The sequence below is a fragment of the Streptomyces sp. NPDC002754 genome, assembly GCF_053592315.1.
In genome coordinates, this window is record NZ_JBSFVM010000003.1 from 328,555 (window position 1) to 341,480 (window position 12,926).

Sequence of the window (12,926 nt, forward strand, 5' to 3'; positions counted from 1 at the left end):
CGGACTCCGTACGTAGTCGAGTGACGGGGGATCAGGCGGTCATCCCTTGACCGCGCCGTCGGTCAGACCGGACAGCACGCTGCGGCGGAAGACCAGCACCAGCAGCACGATGGGAACCGTCGCGGCCATGGCACCGGCGAAGATGGTGCCGAAGGGGATCTCGTAGACACCGGAGAAGAGGGCGATGCCCACCGGCACGGTGCGGAAGTCGTCGGCGGAGTTGAAGGTCAGGGCCATGAGGAACTCGGTCCAGGTGGCGGTGAACGTGAACACCCCAGCCGTGAACAGGGCGGGTCTGGCCTGCGGGAGGATCACCGACAGGAGGGTGCGGACCGGGGACGCGCCGTCGACCGTCGCCGACTCCTCCAGCTCGTGGGGGATGTCGAGCAGCGAGTTGCGCAGGATCCACACCGCGAAGGGCAGGTGGAAGGCGACGTACGGGATGATCAGTCCCCAGTAGCTGTTGAGCAGATCGAGCCGCCGTTCGACCAGGTAGAGCGGGGTGACCACGGCGATGGTCGGGAACACCGAGATCATCAGCAGGGCCACCATGATGGGACCGCGCCCGCGCAGTGGCAGCCGGCCCAGGGCGTAGCCGGAGAAGAGGCCGAGGCCGAGGACGATGGCGGTGGCACTGAGGCAGACCACCGCGCTGTTGAGGAGATAGCGGTCGAAGCCCGCCGAGGTCAGCGCCCGCGCGTAATGCGCCCACGTGGGGTCCTTGGGGAGCACGGTGGGCGGCGAAGCACCCAGCTCGTCCTCTGACTTGAAGGACGTCACCGCCATCCACAGCAGCGGCAGGGAGACCGCGAGGACGAGGGCGAAGGCCCCGATGTTCACGACGTTCAGCCAGCGGCGCACGCCCGTGGCCTGTCGTCTGCTGCGGCTCATCGGCCCACCCCTCCCTCGTCCACCTGCATCTTGAAGGCCCGCAGGAAGAGCAGACAGCCGATGGCGACCAGCGCTCCAGTCGCTGTGGCGATCGCCGCGCCCAGCCCGACGTTGAGGTCCTGGAACAGCGCCTTGTAGCCGAGGATCGCCAGCGACTGGGTGGCCGTGCCAGGGCCGCCCTGGGTGAGGACGAAGGGAAGGTCGAAGATGCCGAAGGCCTGGAGGACGCGGAAGAGGACCGCCACCGCGATCACCGGCCGCAGCGCGGGCAGCACCACCAGGCGGAACGTCGTCCAGGCACTGGCGCCGTCCATCTCGGCCGCCTCGTAACGTTCCTGAGGGATCTTCACCAGGCCGGCCAGGATGATCACGGCGACGAAGGGGGTCGTCTTCCAGATGTCCGCCACCGCGAGCCCCGCGATGGCCGGCACGGGCTTGCCGAGGATCACCGGCGGTGCGTCCATGACGAGACAGAACAGCCAGGTCACCGCCCCGTACCCGGCGTCGTACAGATACGCCCACAACTGCGCGGAGACGACGGTGATGAGCGACCAGGGGATGAGCAGCAGCGCCAGGATCCAGCCGCGCCCCGCCTCCAGACGTTCGAGAAGCACCGCCACCGCGATACCGAGCACGATCTCCACCGCGACCGTGCCCAGCGTGTAGCCCACGGTGAACACCAGCGCGTCCAGCCAGGCCGAACTGGATAACATCGTCGCGTAGTTGGCGACCGTCCACTCGTCGACCTCCATGCCGCCGAAGGTGAAGCGGATCTTGGCGAAGCTGGTCACGACGGAGTACAGCACCGGGAAGAGTGTCACCAGACCCACCACGACCAGCGTGGGCGCGGTGAACAGCCATCCGGTACGTGCCTTGCGGCGCCGCAGCCCGCCTTCCCTGACCTCGGTCCCGGAACTCCGCACCGTCGGTGTCGTGTCCGGCCGGGTACGCACCGGGGCCGTCACAGCGACTCCCCGGCGAGCGCGGCGGTCAGCTGGTCCTGCGCGTCGGCGACCGCACGGGCCACCGGCACACCGGTGAGCACCCGGTTCGCGTGCGTGTAGATCGCCTTGCTCACCTGCGGGTACGACGGGTTGCGGGTCGGGCGCGCGACGAGTGTCATCTCCGGCGCCAGGGCGTAGACGGGGTTCTTCGAGCCGCGGATCCAGCGGCTGTTGAGGGCCTCGCGGGTCGTGGGCAGTTGCGCGCCGTGCTCGGCCAGGACCATCTGACCCTCCTGGGCGATGAACTTGGCGAAGGCCGCGGCCGCGCCCAGCTTGCGGGAGTGCGGGTTGAGGTAGTTGCACCAGCCGCCCAGGCAGCCGAGGCCGCCCTCGCGCCCCTCGAAGCCGGGACGCAGCGCGGCACCGACCTTCCCGGCGACGGAGGAGGAGTCCGGGTTGGCGACCACGCCCCACGCGTACGGCCAGTTCCGCAGGAACAGGGAGCGGCCCGCGGAGAAGTCGTCGATCGTGTTCTGCTCGATGAACGTGGCCACGGCGGACGGCGAGACACGGCTGGTCACCAGGTCCCGCATCAGCCCCAGGGCCCGCTCGGCGGCCGGCCCCGCGAAGGTGGCACGGCTGCCGTCGGCGGAGAGCGCCTGGCCTCCGGCGTCCGCGAGGATCTCGGTGACGTTGCAGGTCATCCCCTCGTACACATTGCCCTGCCAGACGAAGCCGTGCTTGATGTCTCCCGCACGCTGGACCTTCTGCGCGGTACGCATCAACTCCTCCCAGGTGCGCGGCACCCGCAGCCCGTGCTTGTGCAGCAGATCGCGCCGGTAGTAGAGGTACGGCTGGTCCTGGTACAGCGGGAAGGCGTACCGGTGTCCCTGGTAACCGAGCGAGGTGAGCAGGGCCTTCGGATAACGCTGCCACTCCTCCTCGTCCAGCAGCGACTCCACCGGCAGCGCGAAGGAGGCGGCACCGAACTGGGCGGCCCACGTGATGTCACCCTGATAGACGTCAGGGCTCGCGATGCCCGCGGCCAACTGCGTGGACAGCGCCGAGCGTTGGGTGTCGGTACTGGCCGGCGCCTTGATGATGTTCACCGAGATCTGCGGGTACCGCTCACGGAAAGCGCTGATCAGACGGGGTGCCAGATCACCGCCGTCCTTGGCGGCCACCGAGCTGTACCACCAGTCGATGGTCGTCTTCCGCCGTGGTACCTGCTGCGCCTCTGCCGGATCCGGGGGAGTGGCCGAGGCCCGGGAACAGGACGAGACGAGTGGGGCAGCGGCGGCGGTACCGGCAGCGATACCCAAGGAGGACAGGGTTCTTCTACGGCTCAATGTCATGGGGAGGTGCTCCTGCCGAAGGGGCGGCTGACCCATCGCTGACAACTTCCTGAGAACGCTTGCACGCTAGGCAGCGCCGTCCGGTGAGGTCAATGGGTCTGCACAGCATGGAGGTTGAGACAACGTTTTCACGCTCCTGTCGGTGCGCGTCAGGGTCGTGTTACGTTCCCGCCATGCCGATACCCGATCAGCGATACCCGACGATGGCCGATGTGGCCGAACGGGCCGGGGTGTCGGTCTCCACCGTCTCGCGCACCCTGCGCGGCATGGCGACCGTCTCGCCCGAGGCGCGCCGGCGCGTCGAACAGGCCGCCAGGGAGCTGGAGTTCGTCGTGTCCCGGCAGGCGTCCTCACTGGTCACGGGGCGCACGGGAAACGTCGCCGTGCTGGCGCCCACGCTCTCCTCCTGGTTCGTGGGGTGCGTGCTCCAGGGCCTGAGTACACAACTGAGCGGTGCAGGGCTCGACCTGCTGATCTATCCCGTCGCCGAACTGGCCGAGCGGCAGGCCTTCTTCGAGCGACTCCCGGCCCGGCGCAACGCCGACGCGCTGATGGTGCTCAGCTTCGACCTCACCGATGAGGAGACGGCACGCCTCGACGGCCTCGGCATGCCGGTCGTGTACGTCAGCCGCAAGGTCGAGGGCCGGCCGAGCGTGTACGTGGACGACGTCGCCGGCGGCAGCGCTGCCACACGACACCTGCTGAACCTCGGGCACCGCCGCATCGCCTACCTCTGCGGAAGCCGCAGCGCCGGCTTCACCTACAGCTCGCGGCAGCGCAGGACCGGCTGCCTCCAGGCCCTGGAAGCGGCCGGGACCGAACCCGCCCTCGTCCGCGAGGTGCCCCGCGGGCGGCGCGAGACACTACAGGCCATCGGCGACATGACGAGCCTGCCCGACCCGCCCACCGCGGTCTTCGCCGAGACCGACGAACTCGCGCTGGAACTCCTCACCGCCCTGCGCGAGGCCCGGATCGAGGTCCGCGAGCAACTCTCCGTGGTGGGCTTCGACGACCACCCGGTGGCGGAGTGGGCCCGCCTGACGACGGTCGCGCAGGACCCGGTGACCCTCGGCACGGTGGCCGGCGGCCTGGTCACGGACCTGATCGCGGACCCGGACGCCGACCCCGCTCCGCACCGGGAGCTGCCGCTGCGGCTGATCCCGAGGGCGTCGACGGTGCGACCCGGGGGCTGATGCCTCACCACGCGCCGCAGCGCCCGGCGCCGCTGCCATGCCCGGATCATGCGCGCGCGCCTGTCACTTGCCCGGGTCGGCGGCGCATGCGACGTCCCGGGACGGTCGCTGACCGGTCGTCAGGAATGTGGTCACGGTGTCGTTCGCGCACGTGTTGGGGCCGAACGGGTAGACGCCGTGGCCGCCCTGATCGGCCGTCACCATCGTGGCCCGCTTGCCGAGGGCCTGGCGCAGCTTCCTGGCCCCGGCCAGCGGCGTCCCGGGGTCCCGCTCGTTCTGCGCCATCAGGATGTTCGCGGGGCCCCGGTCGGTGATCTCCACCGGCGGCTCGGCGCGCTCCTGCGGCCAGAACGCGCACGGTCCGATGCTGCCCGTGGACCCGCCGACCATGGGGTACCTGAGCCGGTCGACCGCCGCGTCGCGCTGGTAGTCACGGACCTGCCTCGGCCACGGCGTGTCATTGCAGAGGACGTGGAGCCAGCCGGCCATGAGGTTCTCCGGCACCGAGGGGGTGGGCGGCAGCGGCTCGCCCTGGTCGAGCGTCTTCCACTCCTTGGCCAGCGTGGGCATGAGGGCGTCGCCGTAGAGGCGGTCGAAGGTCATCCCGCGAAACGCCGTCCCGTCGATGCCGCCCACCGGGTTCGCGTCCAGCCGCTTCGCGAGCCGGAAGAACGTGGCGGTCACCTGCCGCGGCGTGCGGCCGAGACCGTACGCGGGGTGCGCGGCGGCGAACGCGGCGAAGTCCGGGAACCGGTCCTGCATGCCACGCGCAAGCATCCGGAAGGCGGTGCGGTCGTAGCCGCCGGGACCCATGTTGCTGTCCAGCACGATCCGGTCGCCGCGCTCGGGGAACAGCGTCGTGTACACCGCGCCGAGGTGGGTGCCGTAGGAGTGACCGAGGTAGGACAGCTTCGGCGCGCCCAGCGCGGTGCGGACGCGGTCCATGTCGCGTGCCGTGTTCGCGGTGGTGATGTGCGGGAGCATCGACGACGTAGGTGAATCGGCGCACTGACGGGCGACCGTGCGTGCGTGCTTCGTCTCGCGGAGGACGTCGGCCGCGGTGTGCGCGTACTGCGGGAAGTTGCCACGCTGTCGCTGCTGTGGTGTCAGGTCGCAGGTCACCGGTGTGCTCCGGCCGACGCCGCGGGGGTCGAAGCCGATCACGTCGTAGGAGTCGAGCACCTCCTGCGGCAGCGAAGGCGCGAGCAGGGCCGGGTAGGTGAGTCCCTCGCCGCCGGGGCCGCCGGGGTTGAGGAACAGGACGCCGCGACGCTTGGAGGGCTTCTCGCTCGCCAGCCGGGAGATCGCGATCTCGATCTGCCGGCCCTCCGGTTTGCCGTAGTCGAGGGGGACTTGGAGGGTCGAGCACTCGAGGCGTGGTGACGAGTCCTGCTGCTGCGGGCAGGCGCCCCAGTGGACCGCTTTCGCTGGTGTGTCCGGTGTCGCCGCCGACGCTCCGGTCGTCGTCGCGGTCGCCGTGACCGCGAGGATGGCGAGGGCGAGGGACAGGGGCCTTCTGCGCATCTGTTTTCCTCCTGAGGGGTGGCATGGGAGCGCCCGGCGGTTCCGCGGCCGGCACGACGTGTGATCGACTCTGACCGCCCGGCGCGACCCGCACATCGACCCGGCGGCCCGGACCTTCTTCGACCTGGGTCATAGGCGCCCCCGCCTCAGGTCGGACGCACCGACCGGATTCCCTCGCGACAATTGCCGTATGAACACCGACATCGCGCCACGCCCCGGAGCGTGGCAGCAGACCTGGCGGCTGCTGGCGGCCGCGGCCGTGGGCGGTGTCGCCTGGCTCTACACCGGCGTGGCGGTGCACTGGCAGGGCGGCGGGACCGGAGCCTGGTTCCTGATCGGCGATCCGCTGGTGGCGCTCGGATGTCTGGCGGTGCTGCTGTGGCGCCGCCGCTTCCCGGTCGCCGTCGTGGGTACGGTCGTGGTCGCCGCGGCCGTGTCGGCGGCCGCCGCCGGAGCGGCGCTGTGGGCGCTGGGCTCGATCTCCACCCGCCGCCGCCCCGTGGAAATCGGGGCCGCCGTACTCGGCTACGTGACCGGGGCCCAGTTCGCCGGCCACGTCTACCCGATCCGGACGCCGGAAGATTCGTGGTGGCTCCAGATCGTGTTCCCGGCGCTGGCGGCGGGCATCGCGGTGGCCGTGGGCATGGCCATCGGCGCGCGGCGCGTCGAAGTACGCTCCCTCCAGGACCAGGCGTACAGCATGGAGCGCGAGCACGCCGCCCGCGTGGCGCAGGTGCGGGCGGTGGAGCGCAACCGGATCGCCCGCGAGATGCACGACGTCCTCGCACACCGGATCTCCCTGGTGGCCATGCAGGCCGGAGCCCTTGACCACCGCGGCGACCTGCCGGCGCAGGAGAACCGCACGCTGGTCCGCGGCATCGCCGACGGCTCCCGACAGGCACTCGAGGAGCTGCGTGATGTGCTCGGGGTACTTCGCGCCGACCCGGCGGGACCCGAGCCACCGCAGCCCTCCCTCGACCGGATCCCGGACCTCGTGGCCGAAGCCCGCTCCTCCGGAGTGGACGTCGACTGCACCGCCACCGTGGCGGGCGACGCGCCCGACGCCCTCGGGCGCACCTGCTACCGCTTCGTCCAGGAAGGACTCACCAACGCCGCGAAACACGCTCCGGGCGCCCGTGTGCACATCACGCTGGACGGAACCGCCGGCGACGCACTGCACGTCAGCGTCCGCAACTCCCGGGCCACCACGGCCACCGCACCACCACCGCGCTCGGGATACGGCCTGCTCGGGCTCGGCGAACGCATCGCCCTCGCCGGTGGCGAACTCGATCACCACCCCACGGCCGACCACGGCTACGTCCTCACCGCTCGCCTACCCTGGCCGAACACGAAGCACCACGACGAAAGAGGGCACGAGTGACCGGCCGGCAGGAGTCAGTGCGCGTCCTCATCGTCGACGACGAGGAACTCGTCCGGATGGCACTACGGCTCGTGATCGACGGCGAACCCGACCTGACCGTCGTGGCGGAGGCGGCCGACGGCGACAGCGCACTCACGACCGCCGAAGAGCTGCGGCCGGACGTCGTGCTGATGGACGTACGGATGCCGGGACGCGACGGCCTCAGCACGACCAGGGAACTGCTCGGCCGACCGACACCTCCGAAGGTGCTCATGCTGACCACCTTCGACTCCGACGAGCTGGTCCTTGGCGCGCTGCGCTCGGGAGCCCTCGGTTTCGTCCTCAAGGACACCAGGCCGGCGCAGCTCGTCGACGCGGTGCGCACCGTCGCGGACGGCCAACCCGTGCTGTCCCCCGCGGCCACTGCACGGGTCATCGCGGCGGCGACCGCACCGGACTCCGCGCACTCCCGCGACAGCTCACGCGCCGCGGCACGGGAACGGCTGTCGCTGCTGACCGCACGCGAACTCGACACCGCCAGAGCCATCGCGGACGGGCTCGGCAACCCCGAGATCGCCGAGCGGCTGCGCATCAGCGTCGGGACGGTCAAGGCGCACATCGGCGGCCTGTTCGCCAAGTTGGGCGTCGAGAACCGGGTGCAGATCGCCCTCCTGGTCCGCGACGCCGAGCATTGAGGAGCCGACGTCAGTCCTTCAGTTCACGCAGATACTTTCCGAACTTCTCCAGGCCGTCGATGTTGCGCGGTCCGCTGATGCCCTCGTTGTAGTCGAGGACGAAGAAGTTGTTCTTCTTGACCGCGGGCAGATCCCTCGTGTGCGGAGAGGTCTTCAGGAAGTCGATCTTCTTCTTGGCGGGCTGGTCGCCGTAGTCCAGGATGATGATGACCTCGGGTCGGCTGGTCGCGACGGCCTCCCAGTTGACCTGGGTCCAGCGCTGATCGACGTCGGCGAAGACATTGCGGCCGCCGGCGCTCTTGATGACGTCGGTGGGCGGTACCTGGCCGCCCGCCGTGAACGGCTGGTCCGTGCCCGAGTCGTAGAGGAAGACCGGTACCCGCTCGCCCTGGGGGGCCTTCGCCTCGACGGCCCGCACGCGCTGCTTGAGGTCACCGACGACGCCCTTCGCCCGCTCCTCCACCCCGAAGATCTTGCCGAGCCGGTCGAAGTCGGAGTAGAGGGACTCGAAGGGGGTCAACTTCTGCGGGTACTTGGGGTAGTTGAAGCAGCTCTCGGTGTGCATGAAGCTCTGCACGCCCAGCTTGTCGAGGATCGCGGGGGTGATGCCCCGCTGGTCGCTGAAGCCGGAGTTCCAGCCCGCGACCACGAAGTCCGCCTTGGCGTCGACCACGATCTCCTTGTTCAGGAGGTCGTCGCTGAGCTTCTTGACCTTGGCGTACTCCTTCGCCCAAGGGGACTCCTCCACGGGCGGGTTCGCGGGCGGCATGACGTAGCCGTGCACCCGGTCGGTCAGTCCCAGGCTGAACAGTTTGTCGGCGCTGCCACCCTCGTAGGCGACGACGCGCTTCGGCTTCGTGTACGTGACGTTCTCGCCGCACCGCTTCACGGTGGTCCTCTCGGCGGTGGCCGCCTTGGAGTCGGGCTCCACGGAGGCGCCGCAGGCGGTGGCCAGGAACGCGGTGGCCGCGACGGCGCTCAGTGCGGCTCGTCTGCGGAACGGGGCGCGGAGGGGCGGGAGTTGAGGCATGAGTGGCACCTTTCAGGAGGCCGGGTCGGCGGCGGGAGCGAGTGAGTAGAGGAGCTGTGGGTCGCCGGTCAGGGGGTGCGGGACGACGCTGGCCTCCACCCCGAACACGTCCTGGACGAGCTCCGGTGTGAGGACGTCCTTGGGTGTTCCGGCAGTCACCAGGCGTCCCTGCGAGAGCACACCGATCCGGTCGCAGGCGGCCGCGGCGAGATTCAGATCGTGCAGGACGATCAGAACGGTGAGCCCGGAGTCCCGTAGCAGGGCCAGGAGTTGGACCTGGTGGCGTACGTCGAGGTGGTTGGTCGGCTCGTCCAGGACCAGGATCTCGGGGTCCTGCACGAGGGCGCGGGCGACCAGGACGCGTTGGCGTTCGCCGCCGGACAGGGTCAGGACGCCGCGGTCGGCGAGGTGGCGGATGCCGAGGCGGTCCATGGTCGCGGCGCACACCTCGCGTTCCTGCCGGCTCAGGCGCTGGTTGCCGCGCAGGTGGGGCGCGCGGCCCAGGGCGACGGCCTCCTCGACGGTGAAGTCGAGGTCGACGGAGCCGTCCTGCGTCATGGCCGCGATCAACTGTGCGCTGCGCCGCAGCGGCAGGCGGGACAGGTCGTCGCCGGCCACCCGTACGGCCCCCGAGGTGGGGCACAGGGCCCGGTACACGCAGCGCAGCGCGGTGGACTTGCCGCTGCCGTTGGGGCCGACGAGACCCACGACGTCGCCCTCGGGCACGTGGAGGGACAGATCGCGAACCAGGCTCTTGCCGTCGGTGACGACCGAGAGGCCGTCCAGTCGCAGATCCATCTCAACGCCCCCCGAACACATAGCCGTTGCGGCGCATCAACGCGATGAAGACCGGCACGCCGACGAGCGCGGTGATGACACCGAGGGGCAGCTCGCGCGGGGCGGCCAGGGTGCGGGAGACCAGGTCGACCCAGACCATGAACACCGCTCCGGCGAGCGGCGCGACGGTCAGCACCCGGGCGTGCGTGGCGCCGACCACCATGCGCACCAGATGCGGCAGCACCAGGCCGACGAAGGCGATGGCGCCGCTGACCGACACCAGCACGCCGGTGACCAGCGAGACCAGGAGGAGCAGTGCCTTGCGGTGCCGGTCGGGATCGATGCCCAGGCTCGTGGCGGACTCGTCGCCGAGCGCGAGGAGGTCGAGGGCGCGGGCGTTCCGGTGCAGGGCGAACACACCGACCACCACCACGGCGGTCACGAGGGGCAGCACACCCCAGGTGGCGGCGCCGAAGCCGCCGAGTGTCCAGTGCAGGACGGTGCTGGTGGCCTCGCTGTCGGGGGCGAGGTAGACGATGACGCTCATCAGTGCCTGGAAGCCGAACGACAGGGCCACGCCGGTCAGTACGAGGCGCAACGGCGAGAGGGCGCCGCGGCGCGCGGACGCCACGTACACGAGGATGGACGCGGCCAGCGCGCCGAGGAACGCCCCCGCCGACACCGCGTAGATGCCGAGCGCGGCGAGCCCTCCGGTGACCGTGACGGTGACCGCTCCGACCGAGGCCCCGGACGAGACACCGAGGACGAACGGGTCGGCGAGCGCGTTGCGCACCATGGCCTGGACGGCCACTCCGATCGCGCTCAGCCCGGCGCCGACCAGCGCGGCGAGCAGGACGCGCGGCGTGCGGATCTGCCAGATGATCTGGTACGTGGTGACCTCGTCCGAACGGATCGTCCCGCCGGTCAGCGCGGCCCACAGGTAGTGGGCGGTCTCGCCCGGGGCCACCACGGCGGCTCCGAGGCCGATGGCGACGACGATGGAGACGACGAGTAGGACGCCGAAAACCGCGCAGGTCAGAAGCAGTCCGGGGGCGGTGGCAAGGAGCCTCTTATTACTGGGTGTCGGCTGTGTCGGGCCCGGGGCCGGGTCCGCCGGGGAGGTGTTGGCGCGCGTGATCGGCGCGGAGGTGAGGGGCGGGGGCATGCGGCCACCTATTCCATGGAGAGGCAACGGTCGTGGGACTCGTCGGGGGTCGGCGCTCGGCTACGTCACCGCGGCGGCCGGCGCGCCCGCCCCGTCCCAGTTCATCCGGCACCAGGGCAGGGCGAGTTCGTCGAGGGAGGTGACGGGGCGCGGCGCGAGATCATCCACGCGGGCGGCCTCGCCGTGGCGGGCGAAGACACTGTCCACGTAGCGGTGGCCGGTGTCGGCCGCGATGAACAGCACGGTGCGCCCCGGATCCTGGGCCCGTTCCCAGCCGGCCGTCAGGTGCCCGGCCCCCGTGGACAGGCCCGCGAACACCGCATGGCGGCGCAGCAGATCGACGCTGCCGGCGAGCGCCGCGTCGAACGAGACCCAGTGGACGATGTCGTACGAAGCGTGGCGGACATTGCCGAAGGGGATGGAGCTGCCGATCCCGGCGATGATGATGTCCGGGTCGGCGACGTGTTCGCTGCCGAAGGTGATGCTGCCGAAGGGCTGCACACCGACGAGGCGGACGTCGCCGCCCGACTCCTTCAGGTAGTGGGCGAGGGCCCCGGTCGAGACACCGGAGCCGACGCCGCCGACGACCGTCAGCGGCTCGCTCGCGCCGAGTTGCTCACGTACGTGGTCGGCGACCGCGCGGTAGCCGAGGTAGTGGATGTCGTCGTGGTACTGGCGCATCCAGTGGTAGTCGGGGTGCTCGGCGAGGATCTCCTGGATGCGCGCGACCCGCCGCTTCTGGTCCAGTTTGAGGTCGGCGCACGGCTCCATCTGTTCCAACGTCGCACCAAGCAGGGCCAGTTGGATACGCAAGGTGTGGTCGACGGTGGTGGAACCGACGATGTGACAGCGCATGCCGTGCCGGTGGCAGGCCAGTGCGAGCGCGTAGGCGTAGATGCCACTGGAGCTGTCGAGGAGGGTGTCGCCGCGGCGCACCGCACCGGTGGTGAGCAGATGCTCGACCGCCGTGAGGGCGGACACCACCTTCATGGTCTCAAAGCGCAGGCAGACGAGCCGGTCGTCGAGGCGTATCAGGTCCGGCCGGCCGATTGCCTCGGCTATGTGCTGCTCCATGGGCGAACTCCTCAGGGGTGGGGAAGGTCGTGAAGGTCCGGGTGTGGGGCAGACCCGCACGCTCCAGGTCCTGCGCGCAGCGCCGGACACGGCGCCGGGCGCCGGGGGCCGCCGGGTCGAAGAGGACTCCGGCGACGGAGCCGCTGTGCGCGATCTGTACGCCGACGGCGCCCGCACGGTCCGCGAGGGCGGTCAGCGTGTCGAACCCGGTGTGCCCGAGGCGCAGTTGGCCGCGACGGGCGCTGGCCGTGGCGACGCTTCCGAGCAGCGCGGGGTCCCGGTCGCGGATGGCGCGGCGCAGCCCGGCGCGCAGTGTCTCGTAGGCGTCGACGTCGCTGTCCGCGCAGGCGGGGGCGGGCAGGCCGAGGGTGTCCACCGGGACGCCGCCCGCCAGCGCGCAGCCCACGACGACCACCGGAGGCAGTGCCTCGCCGAGCACTTCGATGACCTGGCCGTGCCGCTGGGCGAACAGGCGGGGGCGGCCGTCGAGCATCAGCGGATCGCAGGCCAGCTCGGCGCTCAGGGCGATCCGGGTCACCACGGAAGGAGCGAGACACAGCCCGAAGGCATCGGCAACGGCCCGTACGGCGGCGAGCACGTCGCTGGTCGAACTGCCCATGCCGAGACCGACGGGAATGTCGCCGACCAACGTCAACACGCCACCGCACGGCTCCCGTTCACACTGCACGGCACACTCCTCGACGGTGAGGGCGGCGGCGCGCAGCGCCTTCGTGCGGTCGGCGGGGACGACCGTGAGCGGGCCCGGTCCGGGGGTGAACCGGGCGTGGGTGCCCGGCTCGCTCATCGGGAGCGTGACAAGGCCGGGGCGACATTGCCCGTGTCCGTCCCGGAAGACACCTTGCAGGATCTCGCCGTGATGACACGGCGCGTACCCGGTGCCGGTGCGGACGGTACCGG

General features: G+C 70.7%; 12 protein-coding genes. 3 read left to right on the forward strand and 9 right to left on the reverse strand.

Going from position 1 to position 12,926, the window contains the following annotated elements:
- Positions 1-39: 39 nt before the first annotated feature.
- From ACWD2L_RS11245 to ACWD2L_RS11255, 3 genes are read right to left on the reverse strand one after another with little or no spacing between them, the layout of a single operon-like run.
- Positions 40-891, reverse strand: a complete 852-nt coding sequence (locus ACWD2L_RS11245; RefSeq protein WP_451188939.1) for a carbohydrate ABC transporter permease — start codon at positions 889-891, stop codon at positions 40-42.
- Complete coding sequence (locus ACWD2L_RS11250) at positions 888-1,856, reverse strand: carbohydrate ABC transporter permease (protein WP_451188941.1); 969 nt, start codon at positions 1,854-1,856, stop codon at positions 888-890. The genes ACWD2L_RS11245 and ACWD2L_RS11250 overlap by 4 nt, the downstream gene beginning before the upstream one ends.
- Complete coding sequence (locus ACWD2L_RS11255) at positions 1,853-3,157, reverse strand: extracellular solute-binding protein (RefSeq protein WP_451188944.1); 1,305 nt, start codon at positions 3,155-3,157, stop codon at positions 1,853-1,855. The genes ACWD2L_RS11250 and ACWD2L_RS11255 overlap by 4 nt, the downstream gene beginning before the upstream one ends.
- Positions 3,158-3,363: 206 nt before the next feature.
- Between ACWD2L_RS11255 and ACWD2L_RS11260 the strand changes: the two genes are divergently transcribed.
- Complete coding sequence (locus ACWD2L_RS11260) at positions 3,364-4,383, forward strand: LacI family DNA-binding transcriptional regulator (protein WP_451188946.1); 1,020 nt, start codon at positions 3,364-3,366, stop codon at positions 4,381-4,383.
- Between the two features lie 63 nt (positions 4,384-4,446).
- Here the strand turns inward: ACWD2L_RS11260 and ACWD2L_RS11265 are convergent, their stop codons facing one another.
- Positions 4,447-5,907 carry an alpha/beta hydrolase gene (locus tag ACWD2L_RS11265; protein WP_451188949.1) on the reverse strand — a complete coding sequence of 487 codons (1,461 nt, stop codon included), beginning with the start codon at positions 5,905-5,907 and terminating at the stop codon, positions 4,447-4,449.
- Positions 5,908-6,097: 190 nt separating this feature from the next.
- Here ACWD2L_RS11265 and ACWD2L_RS11270 point away from each other — a divergent pair, with 190 nt between their 5' ends.
- Both ACWD2L_RS11270 and ACWD2L_RS11275 read left to right on the forward strand, forming a co-directional pair.
- Positions 6,098-7,288, forward strand: coding sequence for a sensor histidine kinase (locus ACWD2L_RS11270; RefSeq protein ID WP_451188952.1), 1,191 nt, complete (start codon positions 6,098-6,100; stop codon positions 7,286-7,288).
- Positions 7,285-7,962 (forward strand): response regulator, encoded by a 678-nt coding sequence (locus ACWD2L_RS11275; protein WP_451188954.1) that lies wholly within the window; start codon positions 7,285-7,287, stop codon positions 7,960-7,962. Before ACWD2L_RS11270 ends, ACWD2L_RS11275 begins: the two co-directional genes overlap by 4 nt.
- Positions 7,963-7,972: 10 nt before the next feature.
- Here ACWD2L_RS11275 and ACWD2L_RS11280 read toward each other — a convergent pair whose 3' ends face one another.
- The 5 genes from ACWD2L_RS11280 to ACWD2L_RS11300 are packed head-to-tail and all read right to left on the reverse strand — an operon-like array spanning position 7,973 to position 12,813.
- A complete protein-coding gene (locus ACWD2L_RS11280) occupies positions 7,973-8,992 on the reverse strand; it encodes an ABC transporter substrate-binding protein (protein WP_451188957.1) in 1,020 nt (339 codons plus the stop codon).
- A 12-nt stretch (positions 8,993-9,004) separates the two neighbouring features.
- Positions 9,005-9,790, reverse strand: a complete 786-nt coding sequence (locus ACWD2L_RS11285; RefSeq protein WP_451188959.1) for an ABC transporter ATP-binding protein — start codon at positions 9,788-9,790, stop codon at positions 9,005-9,007.
- 1 nt (position 9,791) lies between these two features.
- Entirely contained in the window at positions 9,792-10,934 is a 1,143-nt protein-coding gene (locus tag ACWD2L_RS11290; protein WP_451188962.1) for a FecCD family ABC transporter permease, read from the reverse strand.
- Positions 10,935-10,994: 60 nt separating this feature from the next.
- On the reverse strand, positions 10,995-12,008 hold the full coding sequence (locus ACWD2L_RS11295; protein ID WP_451188965.1) for a pyridoxal-phosphate dependent enzyme: 1,014 nt from the start codon (positions 12,006-12,008) through the stop codon (positions 10,995-10,997).
- Entirely contained in the window at positions 11,929-12,813 is an 885-nt protein-coding gene (locus tag ACWD2L_RS11300) for a GHMP family kinase ATP-binding protein (RefSeq protein ID WP_451188968.1), read from the reverse strand. The genes ACWD2L_RS11295 and ACWD2L_RS11300 overlap by 80 nt, the downstream gene beginning before the upstream one ends.
- Positions 12,814-12,926 lie beyond the last annotated feature (113 nt).